Source organism: Phaeobacter sp. HF9A (assembly GCF_011806385.1).
Taxonomy (GTDB): Bacteria; Pseudomonadota; Alphaproteobacteria; order Rhodobacterales; family Rhodobacteraceae; genus Epibacterium.
Genome location: NZ_JAATOX010000030.1, coordinates 1 through 23,127, shown reverse-complemented (window position 1 = coordinate 23,127; position 23,127 = coordinate 1). Strand labels below are relative to the sequence as shown.

Below are 23,127 nucleotides of genomic sequence, written 5' to 3'. Positions count from 1 at the left end.
GACATTGGGGCAGTTTAGCCCCCGATTTGATAAGTCCCAGCTTCGTTTCCGAAGCTCTCTCTACTGTCATTCTGACCGTGCTTTACCTTCCGGTATCCGCGCCACCTCGTCTGAGATGCAAGGAGACATTGGCGTATCAGATGCTAAGAGAGTGCTAATGGTGCAATTTGCTTTTTTAAAATTGTCCCGACCTCCCCCAACGTTAGGCGCGCTTTTCCAGCTTCAGGCTGCCGGTCGTGGCATAGTGTGCTCTGCTGCCGGTAGGGGTATAGACCTCAAGCCCACGTCGAACCTTGCGCAGCTCTGACATGCGGGTTGCGACGGCCTTGATCCCCTGCATTGCACTGCCCAGCAGGGCCTGATTGCGGGAAATCTTGCCGTGAACGTCATCCAGGACCGTGGCCTCCAGATCGGTGATCTGGTTGATCTGGTCAAACAGGGCTTCCTTGCGTTCAAGCAGGCCTTCCAGTTTGTGGAGCTCACCATGGGTGAGCGCATGACGTTCTTCGTTCAGAACGATGTCCAGATCATCAATCAGGGCTTGCGGGGTCTTGTCTGCAATCTTGCTCATTCTTGAGAGTCCTTCAGAGAGTTGTAGATGGCTTCAGCCAGGCCGATTCCGCCAGATTCGGCGATGGCATGCGCCTGCTCATCCACCAGAAATCCGGCGAACTGATCTTCACCCGCACCGCCACCAAAGGCTTTTGGGGCTTTGCCGAGACCGGCCGCTTTCAGCATTTCGGAAAGAAAGGAGGCTTCGAAATCAATCGAAGCCTGGCGCAACGCCGCCTCGTTCTTGAGGGCGGTGCGCTGCAACGGGGCTGCCGAATCAGGCAGCGAAACGCTTGGTGTTGGCATTTTTGCCTCAGTCCTATGTCTGTGTCGAATTCTTCGATTTTTCCACTTTGAACTGAAAGCGGTTAAAATTGCCGTAACCGGTTTGGGTTATTTAGAGGGGACACGAGATAGAACATCCGGTGGATCATGATTACGAACCTTCTTTCGACTCAAGCTGTTGGCAGAACCTCAAGCGAGTCGACATCGCAGTCCGGGCGGTCCCCGCGAAATGGGTCTTCCTTTGAAAGCGTCCTTGAGCGTGCTGCGCATGACGAAAAGCCGAAAGTAGAGCGCGACACTACAGAGACTGCGGAGCCTGAGGCGAGTGCGGGTGCGCAGGATGATGTGTCATCTACGCAAACGGCCAGTTCACTAGAGGAGGGTAACACGGGCAAGGCTTTGGATATGCCTGAGCCCGGGGCGGGAACGTCGTCGAGCGACAAGTCCGATCTCAAAGAGCCTGGTGAGGACGAGGTCCGTCTTGTTGAAGGTGGATTTGCTGCATCAGAACCGCCCGTCGCGCCAAAGGCGCGAGCTGCCGATGAGAGTGTAGTCTCCGAGACGGGGGAAAAGGGCGGCGCGTCGATGCTCAACAGTGCATCATTGACGGGTACGGCGGCGGATGGGGCTGAACTCGGCGCCACTGAGAGGCATGCGAATGGCTCGCCTCCCTCGGGCGATGCCGTTACATCTGCCAGTGTGGAGGCAACCTCTAGTATGACTTCGGTTAGTGCGGCCCAGGCAGAGGATCACTCAGCAGGACAAAAGGCGCAGGCTCGCGTCGGCCTTTCGCAGGCAACCACCTCATCGGTTGTGAGCAATACCGCCTCTGGCAAGCCGTTGACCACCCAAGACGCGCAAACGCAGCCGGCTCTCACCGAGGGTGAACCGGAGGTCGAGCCTGAGGCGGCGCCGGAGGCCGAGGAAACGGCGATGGCGGCCTCGCGCGCCAGTGTCCTGTCCGACCAACAGGCCCGGGCTGGACGCTCCGAGGTTCTGGAAGCTCATCGGGAGGGGGCGCGAACCGCCCGCACGGAGGTGCCGCCTTCGCGGGGTGAGCAGCCAAATGCCGCCGCGACGGACGCGCCGAAACCCAGGACCCAACGCACCGAGGACGGCGATATTCGGGTGCGGGACCTGCCACTGACCGCGGCGCAGACGCAGATACCGTCGCATGTTCCCCAGGCAGGCGTGCGTACCCAGGCGCCGGCGCCGACCCGGGGCAGCAGCACCCCGGGAGGCATGGCGGCCACGTCTACGGGCGTTGCGGGGCAGACCCTGAGCGCAGGCGCGGCGCTCTCCTCTTCTTCTGCGATGGTGCAGGGCGTCTTTGGCATGTCAGAGAGCGCGCGGACTGGCGACGATGTGGTGTCTTACCGCGGGGCCGAGGTCTTTGCCTTGCCGCAGCTTCTTGCCGAGGCCTCCGTGCGCTCTGGCGCTTCCAGCTTCCGCGCGGAAACCCCGCGCCATGTTGCGCAGCAACTCGCCGAGGCGGTGGCCACCGCGGGCAAGAGGAACGTGGATGTGTCGCTGAATCCCAAGGAGCTCGGCCATGTGAACATGCGGCTTGTGACCAATGACACCGGGGTGAGCGTCGTTATCCAGGCAGAGCGGCCGGAAACCGAAGACCTGATGCGCCGCCATATTCAGGACCTGGCGCGCGAATTCAAAGAAATGGGCTTCACCGATATTTCGTTCCAGTTCGGCTCCGATACGGATGCGGGACAATCCGGGGGGAATGAGGGCTCCGGCCAATCCGGTGGCTCCGGGCTCAGCGGCGATGGCGATGTGCTGAGCGACGCGCAGGCGGGGCAGCCCTTGTCCCATCAACTCAATATAACAGCCGATGGGCTGGACATGAGGATATAAGAGCATGACAACAGCAGTCTCAAATGTAGGCGTCAATCCGGCAGCAAAAAGTTCGGCGACGGGCGGATCACAGGCGGCGACCACCGCAATGACGTCGGATTTTGAAACCTTCCTGCGGTTGATGACAACGCAGGCAAAGTATCAGGATCCGCTGGAACCGATGGATTCCTCCGATTACACGGCCCAGCTGGCGCAATTCTCCTCGGTGGAGCAGCAGGTTCTGACCAATGAGAATCTGACCAGCATGCTGGCGCAGCTGTCGCTTGCCAATATGTCGCAACTGACCGGTTGGGTCGGCAAGGAAGTCCGCGCCCAGGCGGCCGTCCATTATGACGGCTCAACGCCGGTTACCGTGGCTCCGAACCCGGCGGCGGTGGCCGAGAAGGTCAGCCTCGTCGTTTATGATTCGGACGCAGATGAAGTGGCCCGGATTGAATTGCCGGTGTCTGCCGACCCCTATGATTGGGATGGCAAGGACGCGGAGGGCAATGCCCTGCCAGAGGGGAGCTACACCTTTGTGGTTGAAAGCTATGACGGGGACGGCAAGGTGCTGCTCTCCGATGTGGCAGAAGTCTATGGTCGTGTAGAGGAAACCCAGAATATCAATGGCGAAGTGGCCTTGATCCTGGAAAGCGGAAGCGCCATCCTTGCCGGCGACGTTACCGCGCTCAGGAACCCGGAATCCTCCTGACATCTTGCGCTGACGGCATCCCCATGGTCGCCGGGGAGCGGCGGCGATCCGGTTTTGGAGCGCTCTGCTGTCACTGGCGCCACATGATACCACTGCCACAGCCCTGTTTCGCCATTTGGCGCAGCAGGGCTGGTGTCTTTTGGAGCCGGTCCCGTTGAGTGGCGGGCGCAGCAACCATGTCTGGCGTGCCGGGGATATGGTGGTCAAGTTCTATCGCCAGGGCCAGAACAACCCTTTGTTTGCCAATGATCCGGTGCGGGAGCGGCGCGTGTTGCAAGGACTCAGCGGCACCGGCATGGCGCCGCGATACCTTGGTCATGGTCATTGGGACGGCAGGGCCTGGCTGATTTACAGCCATATGAACGGCATGCCCTGGCAGCAGGATACCGCGCATGTGGCCCGTCTTCTGGGGATCTTGCACGATCAGGCAGGTATTGACGGCTTGCCGGAGGGGATCAACGGATCCTTGGCGCTGGAGCGGCAAACCCAGGAGATCCTGGCGCGCTGCGATACCGGGGCAGAGATGATCCGGCGCTTGCAGCCTCAGGGGAGGGTGCCCGCGCTACGCACGCCCTGCCTCATTCATGGGGATCCCGTGCCCGGCAATCTGCTAAGCCATGATGGCACCTTGGCGCTGATCGACTGGCAGTGCCCGCAGCAGGGCGATCCGGCCGAGGATCTGGCGCTGTTCCTCTCCCCGGCGATGCAATTGCTGTACCGGGGTGAGCCCCTTTCGGTGGCGGAGGAAAGCGCCTTTGCCCGCGCCTATCCCGACCGGCGGGTGGTGGCGCGCTACTATGCGCTGCGGCCCTGGTTCCACTGGCGCATGGCGGCCTATTGCCACTGGCGCGGCGATCTGGTGGCGCGTGATCTGGAACTCGCCGCGCTTCAGTCCATCAGGCCGAGAACAGCATAGGCCGGCGGCATCAAGAGCCGACGGGCGCGGCCCAGCGGGAAACGCGGCAATTGCTGGACGACCTTTGAATAGGGCCGCGCGGGCGTCTTTCCCTGCACCAGATCACCGAGCAACGCACCGGCATAGCTGCCCATCGCAACGCCGTTGCCATGATAGCAAAGCCCTGCAAACAGGCCGGGATGATCGGGCACCGCGCCGACAAACGGTACAAGGTTGCGCGACAGGCAGACCATGCCGGACCAGATGTGACTCGTCTCGATGGAGCGCCATTCGGGGAATAGCGCCTCGAAGTGACGGCGCAGCTGGCCGCGAATCTTCTGCTCTGCCCGAGGCGAGGACAGCAGCCCGCCGCGCATGCCAAAGAGAAACCTGCCATCCGGCATCAGGCGAAAATAATGCAAGAGGTGACGGCTGTCATAAGCCATCTGGGCCGAGGTCCAGCCTTGTTGTGCCTGCTCTGCCTGGGTGATCGGGCGGGTGACCATGGCGGTGGATTGCGTCGGCATATAGCGCCCGGCCAGCCAGTCGGGCAGGTCTTCGCTGGAATAGCCATTGGTGGCGATCACCAGCTGATCCGCGGTCAGGCGCCCGTTGGGGGTCTGCACCTGCCAGCTGTTATCGACGCGCTGAACGCGCAGCGCCGGGCTGTTTTGATACAGCAGCGCCCCGGCCGCCTGAGCCGCCTTTGCCAGACCAAAGAGGTATTTGCGCGGGTTGAGCGCAAAGCCGATCGGGGTGCTCAGTGCGCCGTGAAAGGCGCCACCAAGACCATGCCGGGGCAGATCAGGGCCCGCAACAAAGTCACCGCCGGCCTCCTCGGCCTCCTGGCGCAGCGCCCGGGCCGCTTTGGGGGTATGGGCGAGGATGGTCTCCCCATCGGAGTGGGTGTCGGCCTGGATGCCATGGCGGGCGATCAGGCCTTGCACCAGATTGACGGCCTCCACTTCGCCCGCCTGATAGGTCTGGGTTTCGTGGCGACCGTATCGGCGCGTCATTGCAGAGGCGCCGAGCTTGGCACCGCCAATACAGCAAAAACCGCCATTGCGCCCGGAGGCGCCCCAACCGGGGGTTTCGGCTTCCAGCACCGCGACCTCTGCCCCTGATTCGGCCAGATGCAGGGCGCTGGAAATCCCGGTGAAGCCTGCACCGATCACCGCCACATCGACGCGTTTGTCACTGTCCAGTGATGGCCAGACCGGCGCGTCGATGGTCTCGTCCCACCAGCAGTTGCTGCGCGGGCCGGGACCATAGGCGTAGCTGGAGAAGATCCGCCGGCTCATGTTGCGTGAACAGCCTGCTGTTCCTCTTTTTGCTGCTTCACCAGTGCCCGTTTGCTGACCAGAGAGGCGCAGATCACCCCGACCGTCACAACGCCGATCATCAGCGTCGAGAGCGCGTTAATCTCGGGGCTGACCCCCAGGCGCACCGCCGAGAAGATCTTGATCGGAAGGGTGGTCGCGGCGGGGCCGGTGGTGAAGGAGGCGATGACCAGATCATCCAGCGACAGGGTGAAGGCCAGAAGCCAGCCCGAGACCACCGCGGGGGCGATGATCGGCAGGGTCACCAGACGAAACGCCTGCGCCTGAGAGCAGCCGAGATCCAGCGCCGCCTCTTCCAGCGATTGATCAAAGGTTGCCAAACGCGAGGAGACCACCACCGAGACATAGCACATGGCAAAAGTCGTATGCGCCAGCACGATGGTCAGCACGCCGCGATCCAGGCCAATACCGATGAACAGCAACAGCAGCGACAGGCCGGTGATCACTTCGGGCATCACCAATGGGGCGTAGATCATGCCGGAAAACAGCGTCCGCCCGAGGAAACGACCGCTGCGCACCAGCACATAGGCCGCCATGGTCCCCAGAACGGTGGCGATGGTGGAGGACATCACCGCCACTTTGATCGTGACCCAGGCGGCATCCAGCATCGCCTCGTTCTGCATCAGCTCGCCGTACCATTTGGTGGAAAACCCGGCCCAGACGGTGACCAGCTTGCTCTCGTTGAAGGAAAACAGGATCAGAATCAGCATCGGGATATAGAGAAAGGCAAATCCCAGCGTCAGCGACACCACATTGAAAGCGCTCAGGCGTTTCATGTCTCGCCCTCCTGTTCCTTTTGCTGATTGCGTTGAAACAGCACGATCGGCACCACCAGGATCAGCAGCAGGATCACCGCCACCGCCGAGGCCACCGGCCAATCGCGGTTTGAGAAGAACTCCTCCCACAGCACCTTGCCGATCATAAGCGTGTCAGAGCCACCCAGCAGCGAGGGAATCACGAATTCGCCCATCGCCGGGATGAAGACCAGAAAACAACCTGCGATAATCCCCCCTTTGGAGAGCGGAATGGTCACCAGCCAAAAGGCCGAGAGACGCGAACAACCGAGGTCCTCGGCGGCCTCGTTCAGACTGTCGTCCATCCGCTCCAGCGCCGCGTAGATCGGCAGGATCATAAAGGGCAGATAGGTATAGACGATACCGATATAGACGGCCGTGGTGGTGTTCAGGATCTGCAAGGGTTCGGAAATCACGCCGGTCCAGAGCAGGAACTGATTCAGGAAGCCCTCGTTCGACAGGATTCCCTTCCAGGCGTAGACGCGGATCAGGAAAGAGGTCCAGAACGGCAGGATCACCAGCATCATCAGGGTCGGGCGCCACTCCTGCGGCGCGCGGGCCATGCCATAGGCGATCGGGTAGCCGACCATCAGCGTCAGCACCGTCGAGGTGGCGGCGATTTGCAGGCTGCTCAGATAGGCTTTCCAGTAGAGGTCATCCTCAATCAGCCAGGTGAAATTCTCTAGATCGAGCTGGGAGACAAAGGCGCGGATACCCTCGCTCCATTCGAACTGCGGAACATAGGGCGGCAGGGCGATGGCCGCATCCGACAAGGAGATTTTCAGAACGATGAGGAAGGGCACCAGAAACAGCGCCAGCAGCCAGGCATAAGGAACGGCGATCAGGAAAAAACGGCGCATCAGTCTGCCAACAAGATGCCGCCGGTGGCTGTCCAGGACAGCCAGACGGTATCTTCCCAGGTATAGGCGCGGCGCGAGATGCGGCGGGTGTTGGCGGTCTGCGCCTTGATGATATCGCCGCTCGGCAGCTCCACGTGATAGGTGGAGATATTGCCGAGGTAAGCAATGTCCAGCACCTTGCCCATCACCGCATTGGCGGCCTCTGCGGGTTTTTCGGCACTGATGGAGATTTTTTCGGGCCGGATCGCCAGATGTGCGCGCTGCCCGTCGGAAAAGCTCTGCGGTGTCGTCACCGTCAGCGGCGGCACGCCGTCGCGCCAATGCAGCGCATAGGTGCCCTCTCCGGTGGCGGTGGCGGTGCCCTCAATAAGGTTCACATCGCCAATAAAATCAGCTACATAGACCGAGTTCGGCGCTTCGTAGATATCGGCAGGGGTGGCGACCTGAATGACCTTGCCATTGTCCATCACCGCAACGCGGCTGGCGACGGTCATGGCCTCTTCCTGGTCGTGGGTCACGATCACGAAGGTGGTGCCGGTCTTTTCCTGAATATCCATCAGCTCGAACTGGGTTTCCTCGCGCAGCTTGCGGTCCAGCGCGCCGAGCGGCTCGTCCAGCAGCAGGAGTTTCGGCGCCTTGGCGAGGCTGCGTGCCAGCGCCACCCGCTGCCGCTGACCGCCAGAGATCTGATGCGGCTTGCGGCGGGCGAATTTCTCCAGCCGGGTCAGGCGCAGCATCTCTTCGACGCGGGCGTTGATCTGGTTGCGGGGCATGCCTTCGCGCTTGAGCCCGAATGCGATGTTTTCCCAGATGCTGAGATGCGGGAACAGCGCATAGGACTGAAACATCATATTGACCGCGCGCCGGTTCGGCGGCACCGGGGCAATATCCTGACCAGACAGGAAAATCTTGCCGTCGCTTGGGGTTTCAAACCCCGCGAGCATGCGCATCATCGTGGTCTTGCCGCAGCCGGATGGGCCCAGCAAGGCAAAGAACTCGCGTTCAAAGATGTCGATGGTCAGATCGTCGATCGCGGTGAAATCGCCAAAACGCTTGCTCACGTTCTTGAACTGGATCAGCGGCTTTTCGTTCGGATCGTTCCAAGGCTCAAATACAGGTTGTGCCAAATTCGCCCCCTAAGCGGCCAGCGTGCTGCGGGCCTGTCGTCTTTCAAGAAAAGCGGGGCGTGTCGAAACGCCCCGCTGGTTGGTTTGAGCTTAGGTGCCGGATTTTACCCGGGTCCACAGGCGGGTCACAACGCGTTGTACCTTCTGCGGATAGGGGCTCTTGATATAGGTGTTGTCCAGCGCAGCGGCGCTCGGGTAGATCGCCGGATCGCCGATCACATCCTCGGCCAGGAATTCCTGTGCGGCCTTGTTGCCATTGGCGTAATAGACGTAGTTCGACGCCGCCGCCATGTTTTCCGGGTCCATGATGAAGTTCAGGAACTTATGCGCCCCCTCGGGGTTTGGCGCATCGGCGGGAATCGCCATCTGGTCGAACCACATCAGCGCGCCCTCCGTGGGGGCGTTATAGGCGATTTCGACACCATTGTCGGCTTCAGCGGCACGGTCCCGCGCTTGCAGGATGTCACCGGACCAGCCGAAGGCCACGCAGATATCGCCGTTGGCCATCGCGTTGATGTATTCGGAGGAATGGAACTTCTGCACATAGGGGCGCACGGCTTCCAGCACGCTCGCGGCTTTTTCCAGATCGTCCTTGTCTTGCGTGTTGGGGTCAAGGCCGAGGTAGGTCAGAGCGGCCGGCACAACCTCGTCGGGCGCATCCAGGAAATGCACGCCGCAGGAGGCGAGTTTTTCCATATTGGCCGGATCAAACACCAGCGCGAGGCTGTCGATCGGGGCATCTTCGCCCAGCACTTCGGTTACTTTGCCGACGTTGACGCCGATGCCGGTGGTGCCCCACATGTAGTTGACCGAATAGGCGTTATCGGGGTCGAACTGCGCGGTGCGGTCCAGGATCACGTCCCAGAGGTTGCCGTAGTTGGGCAGCTGGTCCTTGTCGAGCTTCTGGAACACGCCGGCCTGGATCTGACGTTGCAGAAAGGAGCCGGTGGGCACCACGACGTCATAGCCGGAGCCGCCGGCAAGCATCTTGGTTTCCAAGAGTTCGTTGGAATCGAATACGTCGTAGATCAGGTCGATGCCGGTTTCGGTCTCGAATTTCTCCAGCAGTGATTCGTCGATATAGTCCGACCAGTTGTAGACGCGAACTTCCTCGGCGGAGGCCGCGGCGGCGCTCAGCGCGATAGCGGACACGATGGTGACCGATTTGAATGACATGTAAGTCTCCCCTGTGTTTACCGGCGTCTTTTGACCGGCTGTGGGCTATTTTGATCAAAATTTGCCGAGTCCGGCAAGAGATTTTATGCTTTCATCTGTGTTTTCTTCGTGCAAGCTGCCTAAAAATTAGAAGGATCCAAAGCCGGTGAATGTGCCAAATCCGCCATCAATTGCACCTCCCGAGACAGCCTCGAAACTGCCCGCCCACGAGCAGGTTTATCAACGGCTGCGGGCGCAGATTTTGTTTGGCGAACTGGCACCGGGGCAGGCGGTGACCATTCAGGGGCTGGTGGAGGCGCTCGACAGTGGCATGACACCGGTGCGCGAGGCGATCCGCCGCCTGATTTCGGACGGGGCGCTGATGTTTCAGGGCAACCGCCGCGTGTCGGTGCCAGAGCTGCGGGTGGAGGACATAGACGAGCTTGTTTATGCAAGAAAATCAATTGAATGCGAGCTGGTGCGCCGGGCAACAACCCGTATACCGGACGCCGAGATTGACCGGCTGGAACAGCTGGACCTGGCGCTCGACAAGGCCATCGCCGGCGGTGATATCGCGGGGTATCTGGTGTTGAACTACCAGTTCCACCATCTCCTTCATGCCCATGCGGATGCGCCGATCCTGGTGGATCTGGTGGACCGGCTCTGGCTGCGCTTTGGCCCGTCTCTGCGGGTGGTCTGCGGACGCTTTGGAACCCATAGTTTTCCGGACCGTCACAAAGACATCCTGGAGGGGCTGCGGAAAAAGGATGCAGATCTGGTCGCGCTGGCCGCTGAACGGGACGTGTTGCAGGGGATGGAGCAGGTCAGGGCGGGTTTGACCTCGACCGACTGATTCGATTGACAGTCCAATTTTTGATCATATTCTGGGCGAAAGTTATCGTTCAGGAGGGTCCCCAATGACCGCGATCACCAACCACCTGCCCACGGCAGAACTTCAGGCGCTTGACGCCGCGCACCACATGCACCCGTTCACCGCCAATGGCGAGCTGGCGGAAAAAGGCGCCCGGGTGATCACCCGCGCCAACGGCGTGACCCTGACCGACAGCGAGGGCAACGAGATCCTCGATGCGATGGCCGGGCTTTGGTGCGTCAATATCGGTTATGGCCGCGAGGAGCTGGCCGAGGTCGCCGCCCGCCAGATGCGCGAGCTGCCCTATTACAACACCTTCTTCCAGACCACCCATGTGCCGGCGATTGCCCTGGCCGCAAAAATCGCCGAACTGGCGCCGGGTGATCTCAACCACGTGTTCTTTGCCGGCTCGGGATCCGAGGCCAATGACACCAATATCCGCATGGTGCGCCACTATTGGGCGATGAAGGGCAAGCCGTCCAAATCCATCATCATTTCGCGCAAGAACGCCTATCACGGCTCTTCCGTCGGCTCCGGTTCGCTCGGCGGCATGTCCGGCATGCACGCGCAGGGCGGGCTGCCGATCCCGGATATTCACCACATCAACCAGCCGCATTGGTGGGCCGAGGGCGGCGACAGCACCCCCGAGGATTTCGGCCTTGCCCGCGCGCAGGAGCTGGAGCAGGCGATTCTGGAGCTCGGCGAAGACCGCGTTGCCGCCTTTATCGCGGAGCCGGTGCAGGGCGCCGGTGGCGTGATCGTGCCGCCCGCCACCTATTGGCCGGAAATCCAGCGCATCTGCGACAAATACGAAATCCTGCTGATCGCGGATGAGGTCATCTGCGGCTTTGGGCGCACCGGCAACTGGTTCGGCAGCCAGACCGTCGGCATCCGCCCCGATATCATCACCATCGCCAAGGGCCTGTCCTCTGGTTACGCGCCGATCGGTGGCTCCGTGGTGTCGGACGAGGTTGCAGCAGTGATTGCCAAGGACGAGTTCAACCACGGCTATACCTACTCCGGTCACCCGGTGGCGGCGGCCGTTGCGCTGGAAAACCTGCGCATCCTGGAAGAGGAAAACATCATTGGTCACGTGCAGGATGTGGCCGGGCCCTACCTCAAGGAGAAATGGGAATCGCTGACCGATCATCCGCTGGTGGGCGAGGCCAAGATCGTGGGCATGATGGGCTCCATCGCGCTGACTCCGAACAAGGCAACCCGCGCGGCCTTTGCGGCGGAGGCGGGCACCGTCGGCTACATCTGCCGCGAGCGCTGCTTTGCCAACAACCTGGTGATGCGCCATGTCGGCGACCGGATGATCATCTCGCCGCCGCTGGTCCTGAAGCCGGAAGAAATCGACCTGCTGATCGAGCGCGCCCGCAAGTCGCTGGATGAATGCTACGCAGAGTTGCAAGAGCGCGGCCTGCTGACAGCTGCCGAGTGAGCCGATCCTGACAGCGAATCGCTATACCTCTCAAAAAGGCCGATTCGGCCTTTTTGACCAGATCGCTAAAAAAGTGATTGCCAAGGCGGTTGTCAGATTGTGCAAAAATGTCCCAAAATGCCGCATAGATGTGTGCGTATGCCGCAAAACATGCGGGTATAGGGGGGATTCTACTAGAAGATCGCAGCAATATACCAAGGGATTGATCTGATCTCGATGACTTGGTTGCACAGAACCATGACGCTGTGTTTACACTGCGAGACGAAGAGCGGATGAATCCGCCGCGATAAGAACAAATACGGGGAGCCTGATTTGGCCGATGCGTCGAACACTGACGCGTTCGTGGAATTCGAACGCGTACAAAAGAGCTATGACGGTGAAACACTTGTCGTCAAAGATCTGAACCTCACCCTGCCCAAGGGCGAATTTCTGACCATGCTGGGGCCGTCAGGCTCGGGAAAAACCACCTGCCTGATGATGCTGGCTGGTTTTGAGACAGCCACCCACGGGGATATCCGTCTGGCTGGTGTCTCGATCAACAACATTCCGCCGCACAAGCGTGGCATCGGCATGGTGTTCCAAAACTACGCTCTGTTCCCTCACATGACCATTGCCGAGAACCTCAGCTTTCCGCTGGAAGTTCGCAAAATGGGCAAATCCGAGCGCGAAGCCAAGGTAAAGCGCGCGCTGGATATGGTGGAGATGGGCGCATTTGGCGGTCGTCGCCCCTCGCAGCTGTCCGGTGGTCAGCAACAGCGTGTGGCCCTGGCCCGGGCGCTGGTGTTTGAACCCGAACTGGTTTTGATGGACGAACCGCTCGGCGCGCTCGACAAGCAGCTGCGCGAAAAGATGCAGTTCGAAATCACCCATCTGGCGCATGAACTCGGGATCACCACCGTTTACGTGACCCACGACCAGACCGAGGCGCTGACCATGTCGGACCGCGTCGCGGTGTTCAACGACGGGCGCATTCAGCAGCTGGCACCGCCGGACGAGCTGTATGAATCGCCCCAGAACAGCTTCGTCGCGCAGTTTATCGGTGAAAACAACACGCTTGAGGGCGTGGTGAAAGAGATCTCCGGGAACCACGCCGTGGTAGCCCTGGATGACGGCGAAACGATCCAGTGTACGCCTGTGAACGTGTCCGAAGTCGGGCAGCGCACCCAAGTGTCGATCCGCCCCGAGCGGGTGGAATACAACAAGGAACGCCTGCAAGAAGGCGCGCATACGCTCAAGGCGGAAGTGCTGGAATTCATCTATATGGGTGATATTTTCCGTACCCGCCTGCGGGTGGCCGGCAATGATGAGTTCATCATCAAGACCCGGAACGCGCCTGACCAGGATCGGCTGCAACCCGGTCAGCAAATCGAAATCGGTTGGCTGCCCGAGGACTGCCGCGCGCTGGACGCCTGAACGGCGTCTGGCTGCGAGCCGGAACCCCCGGCATGAGGAACGGATCGGGGGACCAAACAGATGAAATTCTACGTGTCTCAACAAGGAGAATACCAAATGAAATTGCGTAAACTGTCGGCACTCGTCGCCACGACCGCTCTCTGTGCGCCGATGGCCTTTGCCGCAGATATGGCCGATGAAATGACCATCGTGTCCTGGGGTGGGGCTTACTCCAATTCGCAGAACAAAGCCTACCACGAGCCCTATGCCGAAAAGACCGGCGTGAAGATCATCAACGATGAAAGCTCCAACGAAGCCGTGGCGAAAATGCGCGCCATGAACGAAGCGGGCAACATCACCTGGGACGTTGTTGACGTTGTGGCCTCTGATGCGATTCGTCTGTGCGACGAAGGCCTGGCGATGGAAATCGACGCCGACGAAATGCTGGCTCCGGCCCCCGATGGAACCTCGGCCTCCGAAGACTTCGGTGATCTGCTGGTCTCCGACTGCTTCATCCCGCAGATCGTGTATTCCACCACCTTCGGCTATCGCACCGACCTCGTGGGTGACACCCCGCCGACCAGCGTGTGTGACATCTTTGATCTGGAAGCCTACCCGGGCAAACGCGCCCTGGAAAAACGTCCGATCAACAACATGGAATGGGCGCTGATCTGTGATGGCGTTGCCAAGGACGACGTCTACGACGTTCTGGCCACTCCCGAAGGTCAGGAGCAGGCGCTGGCCAAGCTCGACACCATCAAGGACAGCGTGATCTGGTGGTCCGCGGGCGCCGACACGCCGCAGCTGCTGGCGGATGGCGAAGTCGTCATGGGCTCCACCTATAACGGCCGTCTGTTCTCGCTGATCGAAGAGCAGGACCAGCCCGTTGCGATGCTCTGGGACGCGCAGGTGTTCGACCTTGACGGTTGGATCATCCCGGCGGGTCTGTCCGACGAGCGCAAAGCCCGCGCGATGGACTACATCTATTTTGCCACCGACACCCAGCGTCTGGCGGATCAGGCGAAATACATCTCCTACGGTCCGGCCCGTGCGTCTTCCGCACCGCTGGTTGGCAAACACGCCGAACTGGGCATCGAAATGGCACCGCATATGCCGACCGACCCGGCCAACGCCACCAACACCTTCCTCTACAACTACGAGTTCTGGGCTGACTATCGCGACGACATCGACGCGAAATTCCAGGCTTGGCTGGCGAAGTAAGCTGATCTGATGATCCTGCCGGAGAGCGTTTCGCGCTCTCCGGCCTCCTCTCCGGCCCTGCTCTCAGGAGCAGCCCCGCATTTGGCGGCAGAGAGACACAAACCCCGCACGATTAATGACGCGGGAAGAAAACAGGGACAATCATGAGTGACACGACTCAATCCGGCCCGGTCCTTGCGGCTGATGGCACGCCGCTGAAGCGCAGCCTCGCGCGCGCGCTGAGGATGCAGAAACTGCGGGCTTTGATGCTCATCGCACCGCTGCTGATTTTTATTCTTCTGGCCTTTATTTTCCCGATTGCGGACATGTTGTTCCGCTCGGTTGAGAACCGCATCGTGGCCGACACGCTGCCGGAAACGGTGGTCACGCTGAAAGACTGGGACCCGATGAGCGGCGAGTCCCCGGATGAGGCGGTATACGAGAGCCTCTATTACGATCTGTTTGTGGCGGCAGAGGCCAAGGAGCATACCAAGCTCGGCACCCGCCTGAACTATGAACACACCGGTATTTCCTCGCTGTTCCGCAGCAGTGGCCGCAAGGTGGATGACATCGGCAAGGCCGACGTCAAAGCCATTCAGCGCTCTGGCGATGGCGAGTTGAAGAATGGCGCGCTGTGGTATGAAATCATGTCCGGCGGCAGCTCTGCGGCGGGTGATACCGATCTTCTGGATGGCGAACGCACCAAGCTCGCACAGCTGACGGGCGAAAAATTCTCCGGTGACATCGGCTTTGTGCCGGGGGCGGAGATTTCCAAACTCTTCCCGCGCACCGCCATTGCCTATACCGATTTTGCCCTGTTCACCGCGGTGGTGGATGGCGATATCGTGGCCGAGGAAAAGCCATGGGAAACTGTCTATGTGGCCTTCGCGACCGAAGTCTCCACCGATGGCGGCGCCGCGAATCTGGCAAGCTACACCGGCCCCGGCGCTGATGCGCTGAAAGCCGCCGCTGCCGCGATTGCCGATCTGCCGCCGATCTCTTTCAAGGAGGCCTTCCTTGATATCGACAAGGATTGGGGCAATGTCGGCAACTGGCGCACGATCCAGACCTACAGCCCGGAATACACCACCGGCTACTTCCTGAATTCGGTGGATTTGCATCTTGGTGCCGATGGCGTCGAAGCGCGGCCGGAGAACCAGCAGATCTATATCACGCTGTTCAAACGCACGATGATCATGTCGCTGATGATCACCGGCTCCTGCATCCTGCTGGGCTATCCGGTGGCCTGGATCCTGGCCAACCTGCCGACGCGCTCGGCCAACCTGCTGATGATCCTGGTGCTGCTGCCGTTCTGGACCTCGCTCCTGGTTCGCACCTCGGCCTGGAAGGTGATGCTGCAACAGCAAGGCGTGATCAACGATGTGCTGGTCTGGCTTGGGCTGGTGGCGGATGACGCGCGGCTGGTGATGATCAATAACCAGTTCGGCACCATCGTGGCGATGACCCACATCCTGCTGCCGTTCATGATCCTGCCGATGTATTCGGTGATGCAGACGATCAACCCGACCTACCTGCGGGCGGCAAAATCGCTGGGCGCCACCAACTGGACAGCCTTCTGGCGGGTCTATTTCCCGCAGTCGGTGCCGGGCATTGGCGCGGGCTCGATCCTCGTCTTCATCCTGTCGATCGGCTACTACATCACGCCGGAAATCGTCGGCGGCACCAAAGGTGTCTTCATCTCCAACCGGATTGCCTACCACATCTCCTCCTCGCTCAACTGGGGCCTGGCGGCGGCATTGGGCAGCATCCTGCTCGCGGTCGTCCTGCTGCTCTATTGGGCCTATGACAAGATCGTCGGCATCGACAATGTGAAGTTGGGATAAGACACAATGGCACTGACACCTGTAACAAACCAAACCCCAGCCTTCACCGCCGCCACATCGGCAGCCGCGGGCGCGATCCTGGGCCTCTTTGTGGGCACCGCGCAGGGATCGGGCCTGATGGGCCTGATCCTTGGCGCCGCGCTCTTTGGCGTGATGGGCTTTGTCTTCTCCAGCATGCTGCTGGAGCAACAAAAACCGATACGCTGGCTCACCATCGCCGCCTTCGCGGTGGCGGGGTTCCTGATGGGCGGTCTTCCCGCCCTGGTCCTCGGCGCGCTCTTTGGCTGGTTCGCGGGCTGGTTCATCTTCTGGATCGCCACCTCCAGCTATCGCAAACATCTGGTGCCCTATCTGACACCGGGCCAGGTGCTCTGGCACTATGGCTTCCGGGTGATCTGCGGCGCGATCTTCGTGTTCCTGATCACGCCGATCCTGGTGGTGATGCCGCTCAGCTTCAACGCCGAGAACTTCTTCACCTTCACCCCGGAGATGCTGCGCTTTGACCCGGCGGGCTACTCGCTGCGCCACTATCGCGACTTCCTGACCAACCCGGATTGGCAGCAAGCCCTGTGGAACAGCCTGCGCATCGCGCCCATGGCCACCCTGCTGTCCGTGAGCTTCGGAACCCTGGCGGCGATCGGCCTCAGCCAACCGCATGTGCCCTTCCGCCGTGCCATCATGGCGGTTCTGATCTCGCCGATGATCGTGCCGTTGATCATCTCCGCCGCGGGCATGTATTTCTTCTACAGCCGCATCGGTCTGCAAGGCACCTACGTTGGCGTGGTGCTGGCGCACGCGGCTCTGGGCATTCCATTTGTGATCATCACCGTGACCGCAACGCTGGTCGGCTTTGACAACTCGCTGACCCGCGCAGCCGCCAACATGGGCGCTGGCCCGGTCACCACCTTCTTTCGGGTGCAGATGCCGCTGATCCTGCCCGGGGTGATCTCCGGTGGCCTCTTCGCCTTTATCACCTCCTTTGACGAGGTGGTGGTGGTGCTCTTTGTCGGCTCCGCCGGTCAAAAAACGCTGCCCTGGCAGATGTTCACCGGCCTGCGCGAGCAGATCTCCCCCACGATTCTCGCGGTGGCGACGATTTTGGTCGGGATCTCGATCTGCCTGCTGACCACGGTGGAGCTGCTGCGTCGCCGCTCCGAGCGCCTCCGCGGCATGTCGCCCAGCTGATCGCGCAACGCATACTGAGCAAACAAAAAGCCCCGCCAATGTGCGGGGCTTTCTTCTTCTAACCTGAAATATCCCGGGGGTGAGGCGCAGCCGAGGGGGCAGCGCCCCCTTGGTCGCTCAACGTAGTTTCTTCAGCAAGCTGAGCGAGGCATAGCCGTCCGGCACCAGCCCCTGGGCGTTTTGAAAGGCGCGAATGGCGGCGATGGTGTTGGGGCCGATACGCCCGTCCACGCCCTGGGTATTGAACCCGGCCCGGGTCAGCCGCTGCTGCATTTCCTTGCGTTCCGAGAACGTCAGCGCCCGGTCGCCGCGCGGCCATTGGCTCTGGATCTTCGGCCCGCCCTTCAGCCGGTCACTCAGGTGCCCAACACCGATCACATAGGCATCAGCCGTGTTATAGCGCTCAATCACCGAGAAATTCTTGAAGATCATAAAGGCCGCGCCCTTGCCGCCCGCCGGCAACAGGATCGAGCCACTGCCGTAATTCGGCACCGGGCGCCCATCAATGCCCTTCACGCCAAGCGCGGCCCAGTCACCGGGGCTTTTCTTGATCTTGCGGCTGGCCAGCGCGTAGTTGAACCCCCGCGGCAGGGTCACCTCGACCCCCCAGGGCTGGCCTTTGACCCAGCCGAATCGCTTCAGATAGGCGGCGGTGGAGGCCAGCGCGTCGCTGGGATCGCTGGACCAGATATCGCGCTTGCCATCGCCGGTGAAATCCACCGCATAGGCCAGATAACTGGTCGGGATGAACTGCGTATGCCCCATCGCCCCGGCCCAGCTGCCGGTCATGTGGCGGGCATCCACGTCGCCCGCTTGCAGGATCTTCAGCGCCGCGATCAGCTGGCTTTCAAAGAACTTTCCCCGCCGCCCGTCAAAGGCCAGCGTCGCCAGCGAACGCACGATATCCATATCGCCACGATGCGAACCATAGTTGCTCTCCAGCCCCCAGACCGCGACCACGACCTCCTTATCGACCCCATAGGTGCGCTCGATCCGATCCAGCACCCGGCGGTTCTGACGCAGCGCCTTGGCGCCGTTCTTCACACGATTGTCCGAGGCCGCGCTGTCGAGATACTCCCAGATCGTCTTGGTATATTCCGACTGGTTGCGGTCGCGTTTGATCACCAGCGGATCATAGGTGACATCGCGAAAGGCGCGGTTCAGCGTCGTCTGACTGATGCCCTGCGCCCGCGCGCGGGATTGAAAGCCCTCCACCCAGGCCAGAAAGCGCCGGTTTGCGGTGGCATCGGTCGGGGTGACAATGGCGGGTTTGGCTGCTTCCGCCGCAGCGCTGCGGGCCTGGGGCCGCAGCGTGGTCGCCGCTGCCAGCTGCACGGCATCCCTAGCGCCCGCCTCGGGCCGCACCAGCGGGCGCAGCGTCGCCGCAGGGGCGCCCTGTTTCGTAATATTCGCCTGTGCCTCTGCCGCGCTCATGGCGGCCCCCAAACACAGCGCTGTCTTGACCCAACTGCGCATTTTACCCTCAACACCTGCTTCGTTTCTTACCCGCAGTCTAACCCGGAGCGGGCCACGGCAAAAGCACTCATCGCGGGTGTGGCGGAGCTTGGCGTCGCCTTGCCGGTCAGCCGATCTTCTGGCTGCGCAGATGGGCCAGCGCCTCGCGGTAAAGCCGCACGCGGTGAGGGCGAAATGTGGTCTCCCTCACCTCCAGCGCCTGCATCCGGTCCAGTCGAAACACCCGGAACCCCCGGCGCAGATGGCACCAGGCGATCAGCACGGTGGATTGGTCAAAGTATATCATTTCCAAGGGTTTAACCTGCCGTTTTGTCACCGTGCCCTTGCCGTCGCTGTAGGAGAAACAGACCTCGCGCTCCTCCCATGTGGCTTGTCGCAGCACCGCCGAATCCACCGTCGGCGGCGCCGGGGGCGAGAACATAAAGGCCGAAAGCGTGGCATGTTGCAGCCGCGCCGACTGCCGGGGGGGCAGGCGGGCGTGCAGCTTTTTCAGCGCGCTTCTTGCCGCCTCGGCCAGATCCGGGTCGCCGCGATGGGCCACCTCGCTCAATCCCAGCGACAGCGCCTCCAGTTCGGTGGCGCCAAAGCCGAGCGGCGGCAGGGTGGCGTCCTCGATCAGGGTGAAGCCAAACCCCGCCGCGCCGTCGATCATCGCGCCGAGCGCCCGCAGGGCGTCGATGTCGCGGTGGATGGTTCTGGCCGATACATCAAGCTCCTGCGCCAGCTGTTCCGCCGTCACCGGGGGCGGCAACTGGCGCAAAAGCTGCATCAGGCGAAAGAGTCGTTCGGTCTTGGTCATGGGCCCAGGTTGCCTCGCGCTGATGACAAAAACTGTCAATAGCCTGCTGTAGCACGTCACCTATCACATCCAAACACGGAGAGAGACGATGTTGACCCTTTTGACCCATGGCGGCGGCGACGGTTTTTACAGCTACAGCATGTTCTGCACCAAGGCGGCGCTGTTGTTGCAGATGTCCGGTGAGGACTGGCAGCGACAGGACGTGAATGACCCGGCGGAGCTCGCGTCCATGCCGCATCACAAACTGCCGGTGCTGAGGGATGAGACCGGCGCGCTGATCCCCGACAGTGAAGGCATTCGCCGCTTTCTTGAGGCACGCGGGGCGGAGTTTGACCCAGGCCTCAGCGATCTTCAGAAAGCGCAGTCGCGGCTGTTGATCCGCATGGTGGACGAGGCGCTCTGGCTGCATCTGATGTGCGCGCGCTGGCTGGAAGATGACGGCTGGGCCGGGATGACGCAGACGGTTTTTGCCGGGGTGCCAGCCCCGGTGGCCGAGGGCTTTCGCGCGAAGGTCATGCAGGGGCTGCATTTCACCGGCCATTCCCGGCTGGACCGGGCCGAGCGCTTGCTGCGCCTGGGGCAGGACCTGACGGCGCTGGAGGCGGTGCTGGGCGATCAGCCCTATCTCTTTGGGGATCGGATGACGGCGGCGGATTGTTCGGCCGCAACGATGCTGGACGCCCTGTCGCGCGCACCCGCAGCCCGCGCGGTGGCCGAGGTCACGCAAAACCATCCCAGGCTGATGACCTATGTCGCGCGGATCATGGAAGCCGCAGCGGCCGATCTGCCGAAAGCCGCCTGAATTTCATCACCATCTATCTTATCGCAAAAGAGCGAAGCTCTCCCGCCCGGCCCATTTGCATGAAACATGCAAGCGGGCGCGGCCTGCCCCCGGCGATCCGCGAAGCGGAGCGCAAACCCTCTTGCGACCGGAGAAGGTCGCAAGGTGCAGATCTGGTTACTTGGGCCGGTTGCGCGTCGCTTTGGATTTGACCTTGGCGGCCTTGTGCTTGGACTTGGCAGCCTTGCGCCGCGTCACCGTTCGCCCGGCTGGGCTGCGCCGCCGCCCACCCTTGCCCGGCGCGCCAGCGCCTCCGCTCGGCAGCTCAGCGTCTTCGAGCGCCAGAAGCTCCAGCTCCAGCCCGCCGGTCACCGGCGCGGCTTGCGTCAGGCGCACGGTCACCCGTTGACCAATGGCGATCATCAACCCGGTGTCCGATCCCATCAAGGTGCCCGCCTTGGGGTCGAAATGGAAATATTCCCGCCCGATGCTGCGCACCGGCACCAGTCCGTCCGCGCCGGTCTCGTCGAGCTTCACAAAGGCGCCGAAGCGCGCGATGCCCGAAATCCGCCCGGTGAATTCATTGCCCACGCGCTCGGCGAGATAGGAGGCCAGATAGCGGTCGGTGGTGTCGCGCTCCGCCAGCATGGAGCGCCGCTCGGTGGCGGAGATATGTGTTGCGGTCTCCTCCAGGCGTTCGATTTCCTCAGGCGACAGCCCATCCTTGCCCCAGCCATGGGCGGTGATCAGCGCGCGGTGCACGATCAGGTCAGCATAGCGGCGGATCGGCGAGGTGAAATGGGCGTAGTTCCTGAGCGCGAGGCCGAAATGGCCAAAGTTTTCAGGGAAGTAATAGGCCTGCTGCATGGAGCGCAGGGTCGAAATATTGATCAGCTCCGCATCATCGGTGCCCGCTGCGGCATTCAGGAGCGCGTTCAGATGCCGGGTCTGCAAGACCTGCCCCTTAGCCAGGTTCAGCCCCGCCGCCCGCGCCGTTTCACGCAGGTTGTCGAGCTTATCTACCGCCGGTTCCTCATGCACCCGGAACAGCAGTGGCTGGCGTTTCTGGATCAGGGTTTCGGCGGCGGCGACATTGGCCAGCACCATGAATTCCTCGATCAGCTTATGCGCATCCAGCCGGTCGCGGAAATTGACCGAGGTGACCTTGCCGCTGTCATCCAGCGTGATCTTGCGCTCCGGCAGGTCCAGCTCCAGCGGCTGGCGCTCCGCCCGCGCGGCTTTCAGCGCCGCATAGGCAGCATAGAGCGGCTGGATCACCTCGGTGAGGAAGGGCGCGGTGCGCTCCGTCACCTGACCGTCCATGGCGGCCTGCACTTCGCTGTAATGCAGGGAGGCCTGCGATTTCATCAGCCCGCGCACAAAGCGATGCGAGAGTTTGTTGCCCGCCTCGTCGATCTGCATGCGCACGGCCAGACAGGGGCGCGGCACGCCTTCGTGCAGGGAGCAGAGATCACCCGACAGCCGGTCCGGCAACATCGGCACCACCCGGTCGGGGAAGTAGCTGGAGTTGCCCCGTTTGCGCGCCTCGCGGTCCAGCGCCGAGCCGGGAGTGACATAGGCGGCGACATCGGCGATGGCGACCCAGATGATATGGCCGCCGGGGTTCTTGGGGTCATCATCGGCATGGGCAAAACAGGCGTCGTCATGGTCGCGGGCATCGGCCGGGTCGATGGTGACGAAGGGCAGATCACGCAGATCCTCCCGGCCAGAGAGCCCCATCGGTTTGGCCGCATCGGCCTCTGCGATGACCTTGTCGGGGAAATGATCCGGGATGCCATGATAGTGGATCGCGATCAGCGACACGGCCTTGGGCGCGGAGGGATCGCCGAGACGTTCAACGATGCGCGCCTTGGGCAGGCCCATGCGGGCCTTTGGTCCGGCCTGCTCGGCCTCCACCAGCTCGCCATCCTTGGCGCCATGGGTATTGGCCTCGGGCACCATCCATTCGGTGGCGCCCGCCTTGTCGATGGGCACCACGCGCCCACCTTCGGAGCCTGCCCGGTAGATCCCGAGGATACGTTTGGGATTGGTGCCGATGCGCCGGATGAGCCGCGCCTCGTAGTTGTGATCGGCTTCATGCACCACGGTGAGGCGCGCGAGGATGCAATCCCCTTCGCCAAGCGCGGGATCCGAGGCGCGGGGGATCACCAGCACGATGGGCTCCACCCCTTCGCCGTGCCATTCCAGCGGCTGCGCAAAGAGATCGCCGTCCTCGTTGGGGGCTTTGACCAGCAGCACCGAGACCGGCGGCAGGCGATCCGGGTCCGCATAGGTCTTCTTGCGTTTTTCCAGATGGCCTTCGGCTTCCAGCTCTTTCAGGATGCGTTTGAGGTCAATGCGCTCAGCGCCCTTGATGCCAAAAGCCTTGGCAATATCACGTTTTGCGGTTTGGGTCGGGTGGGCGGAGATCCAATCCAGAATCTCGGCCTTTGTCGGGATGCGCGCCATATCTGTGCCGTAGCACGGCGGAGACGGCGCGTCATGCTGAAAAGCGCGGGTTGGAAAGCGAAGAAGGGGTGCGCTCCCGCCCGTCGTGCATCCATCAT

The 23,127-nt window shown here is 61.7% G+C and carries 20 protein-coding genes; 10 read left to right on the top strand and 10 right to left on the bottom strand.

Features of this window, described 5'->3' with window-relative positions; translation table 11 throughout:
• Positions 1-202: 202 nt before the first annotated feature.
• Both HCZ87_RS07785 and HCZ87_RS07780 read right to left on the bottom strand, forming a co-directional pair.
• The gene (locus HCZ87_RS07785) at positions 203-571 is read right to left on the bottom strand and encodes a flagellar biosynthesis protein FlgN (protein ID WP_167643196.1); all 369 of its coding nucleotides are present in this window, start codon (positions 569-571) and stop codon (positions 203-205) included.
• Positions 568-858, bottom strand: coding sequence for a rod-binding protein (locus HCZ87_RS07780; protein WP_167643195.1), 291 nt, complete (start codon positions 856-858; stop codon positions 568-570). Before HCZ87_RS07780 ends, HCZ87_RS07785 begins: the two co-directional genes overlap by 4 nt.
• A gap of 696 nt (positions 859-1,554) precedes the next feature.
• Here HCZ87_RS07780 and HCZ87_RS07775 point away from each other — a divergent pair.
• The 3 genes from HCZ87_RS07775 (at position 1,555) to HCZ87_RS07765 (ending at position 4,313) form a co-directional block, all read left to right on the top strand.
• Positions 1,555-2,706, top strand: a complete 1,152-nt coding sequence (locus tag HCZ87_RS07775; RefSeq protein ID WP_167643194.1) for a flagellar hook-length control protein FliK — start codon at positions 1,555-1,557, stop codon at positions 2,704-2,706.
• Between the two features lie 4 nt (positions 2,707-2,710).
• Positions 2,711-3,397, top strand: coding sequence for a flagellar hook capping FlgD N-terminal domain-containing protein (locus HCZ87_RS07770; RefSeq protein WP_167643193.1), 687 nt, complete (start codon positions 2,711-2,713; stop codon positions 3,395-3,397).
• 154 nt (positions 3,398-3,551) lie between these two features.
• On the top strand, positions 3,552-4,313 hold the full coding sequence (locus tag HCZ87_RS07765) for a phosphotransferase family protein (protein WP_167643192.1): 762 nt from the start codon (positions 3,552-3,554) through the stop codon (positions 4,311-4,313).
• Here the strand turns inward: HCZ87_RS07765 and HCZ87_RS07760 are convergent.
• The 5 genes from HCZ87_RS07760 to HCZ87_RS07740 form a co-directional block, all read right to left on the bottom strand.
• Positions 4,286-5,593, bottom strand: coding sequence for an FAD-binding oxidoreductase (locus HCZ87_RS07760; protein WP_167643191.1), 1,308 nt, complete (start codon positions 5,591-5,593; stop codon positions 4,286-4,288). The two genes, HCZ87_RS07765 and HCZ87_RS07760, sit on opposite strands and share 28 nt — an antisense overlap.
• A complete protein-coding gene (locus HCZ87_RS07755; protein WP_167643190.1) occupies positions 5,590-6,408 on the bottom strand; it encodes an ABC transporter permease in 819 nt (272 codons plus the stop codon). Before HCZ87_RS07755 ends, HCZ87_RS07760 begins: the two co-directional genes overlap by 4 nt.
• Positions 6,405-7,286 carry an ABC transporter permease subunit gene (locus HCZ87_RS07750; protein WP_167643189.1) on the bottom strand — a complete coding sequence of 294 codons (882 nt, stop codon included), beginning with the start codon at positions 7,284-7,286 and terminating at the stop codon, positions 6,405-6,407. Before HCZ87_RS07750 ends, HCZ87_RS07755 begins: the two co-directional genes overlap by 4 nt.
• Positions 7,286-8,413 carry an ABC transporter ATP-binding protein gene (locus HCZ87_RS07745; RefSeq protein WP_167643188.1) on the bottom strand — a complete coding sequence of 376 codons (1,128 nt, stop codon included), beginning with the start codon at positions 8,411-8,413 and terminating at the stop codon, positions 7,286-7,288. The genes HCZ87_RS07750 and HCZ87_RS07745 overlap by 1 nt, the downstream gene beginning before the upstream one ends.
• 90 nt (positions 8,414-8,503) lie before the next feature.
• Positions 8,504-9,589, bottom strand: a complete 1,086-nt coding sequence (locus HCZ87_RS07740; protein ID WP_167643187.1) for a polyamine ABC transporter substrate-binding protein — start codon at positions 9,587-9,589, stop codon at positions 8,504-8,506.
• Positions 9,590-9,734: 145 nt separating this feature from the next.
• Here HCZ87_RS07740 and HCZ87_RS07735 point away from each other — a divergent pair, with 145 nt between their 5' ends.
• The 6 genes from HCZ87_RS07735 to HCZ87_RS07710 all read left to right on the top strand — a co-directional run bounded on the left by HCZ87_RS07735 (position 9,735) and on the right by HCZ87_RS07710 (position 17,504).
• Positions 9,735-10,421, top strand: coding sequence for a GntR family transcriptional regulator (locus HCZ87_RS07735; protein WP_167643186.1), 687 nt, complete (start codon positions 9,735-9,737; stop codon positions 10,419-10,421).
• A 64-nt stretch (positions 10,422-10,485) separates the two neighbouring features.
• On the top strand, positions 10,486-11,883 hold the full coding sequence (locus HCZ87_RS07730; RefSeq protein WP_167643185.1) for an aspartate aminotransferase family protein: 1,398 nt from the start codon (positions 10,486-10,488) through the stop codon (positions 11,881-11,883).
• 312 nt (positions 11,884-12,195) lie between these two features.
• Positions 12,196-13,296 (top strand): ABC transporter ATP-binding protein, encoded by a 1,101-nt coding sequence (locus HCZ87_RS07725; RefSeq protein WP_167643184.1) that lies wholly within the window; start codon positions 12,196-12,198, stop codon positions 13,294-13,296.
• A 96-nt stretch (positions 13,297-13,392) separates the two neighbouring features.
• Positions 13,393-14,496 carry an extracellular solute-binding protein gene (locus HCZ87_RS07720; RefSeq protein ID WP_167643183.1) on the top strand — a complete coding sequence of 368 codons (1,104 nt, stop codon included), beginning with the start codon at positions 13,393-13,395 and terminating at the stop codon, positions 14,494-14,496.
• Positions 14,497-14,639: 143 nt separating this feature from the next.
• Complete coding sequence (locus tag HCZ87_RS07715; RefSeq protein WP_167643182.1) at positions 14,640-16,319, top strand: ABC transporter permease; 1,680 nt, start codon at positions 14,640-14,642, stop codon at positions 16,317-16,319.
• A 6-nt stretch (positions 16,320-16,325) separates the two neighbouring features.
• Positions 16,326-17,504 (top strand): ABC transporter permease, encoded by a 1,179-nt coding sequence (locus tag HCZ87_RS07710; protein ID WP_167643181.1) that lies wholly within the window; start codon positions 16,326-16,328, stop codon positions 17,502-17,504.
• Between the two features lie 117 nt (positions 17,505-17,621).
• Here the strand turns inward: HCZ87_RS07710 and HCZ87_RS07705 are convergent, their stop codons facing one another.
• Both HCZ87_RS07705 and HCZ87_RS07700 read right to left on the bottom strand, forming a co-directional pair.
• Positions 17,622-18,980: a lytic murein transglycosylase gene (locus HCZ87_RS07705; protein ID WP_167643180.1), complete on the bottom strand. Its 1,359-nt coding sequence runs from the start codon at positions 18,978-18,980 to the stop codon at positions 17,622-17,624.
• Between the two features lie 106 nt (positions 18,981-19,086).
• Complete coding sequence (locus HCZ87_RS07700) at positions 19,087-19,779, bottom strand: YafY family protein (protein WP_167643179.1); 693 nt, start codon at positions 19,777-19,779, stop codon at positions 19,087-19,089.
• An 88-nt stretch (positions 19,780-19,867) separates the two neighbouring features.
• On the opposite strand from HCZ87_RS07700, the gene HCZ87_RS07695 reads away from it, so the two are divergent.
• The gene (locus HCZ87_RS07695; RefSeq protein WP_167643178.1) at positions 19,868-20,581 is read left to right on the top strand and encodes a glutathione S-transferase family protein; all 714 of its coding nucleotides are present in this window, start codon (positions 19,868-19,870) and stop codon (positions 20,579-20,581) included.
• 156 nt (positions 20,582-20,737) lie between these two features.
• On the opposite strand, the gene rnr is transcribed toward HCZ87_RS07695, so the two are convergent.
• Positions 20,738-23,029, bottom strand: coding sequence for a ribonuclease R (rnr, locus tag HCZ87_RS07690; protein WP_167643177.1), 2,292 nt, complete (start codon positions 23,027-23,029; stop codon positions 20,738-20,740).
• Positions 23,030-23,127 lie beyond the last annotated feature (98 nt).